Consider the following 448-nt stretch of genomic DNA (forward strand, 5'->3'; position numbering starts at 1 on the left):
GCGGAGCTCGACCGCCGGTCGAAATGATGGTGGATTTCATCGACGCGCATAGGGGCGCCCACGGGGTCGAGCCGATCTGCACGGTGCTGCCGATCGCCCCTTCCACCTACTACGACCACCTTTCGAAGCGGGGTGATCCGGTGCGGTTGTCGAACCGTGCCCGCCGTGATGCCGCTCTGCGACCCGAGATCCGCCGTGTCTTCGAGGAGAACTGGCGGGTCTACGGCGTCCGCAAGGTCTGGCGACAGCTCGTCCGAGAAAACTTCTCTGTCGCGCGCTGCACCGTGGCCCGGCTGATGAAAGACATGGGTATCCAAGGCATCATCCGCGGCAAGCCGCACCGAACAACAATCCCCGACAAGAAGGCCCCGTGCCCTCTGGACAAGGTGAACCGAGAGTTCCGCGTCCCGGCGCCCAACATGCTCTGGGTCAGCGATTTCACCTACGT

Annotated in this window: 1 protein-coding gene and 1 other annotated feature; the gene reads left to right on the forward strand. The window is 63.8% G+C overall.

The window, feature by feature from the left end; genetic code table 11:
* Positions 1-101: a sequence feature (AL1L pseudoknot), on the forward strand. This feature is flagged as partial in the annotation.
* A partial coding sequence (locus tag OCH239_RS21510) for an IS3 family transposase (protein ID WP_157578064.1) occupies positions 1-448 on the forward strand: 448 nt, incomplete at both ends. Its footprint overlaps the feature before it by 101 nt.

Origin of the sequence: Roseivivax halodurans JCM 10272, from assembly GCF_000521785.1 — a bacterium.
In the GTDB taxonomy this organism is placed as follows: domain Bacteria; phylum Pseudomonadota; class Alphaproteobacteria; order Rhodobacterales; family Rhodobacteraceae; genus Roseivivax; species Roseivivax halodurans.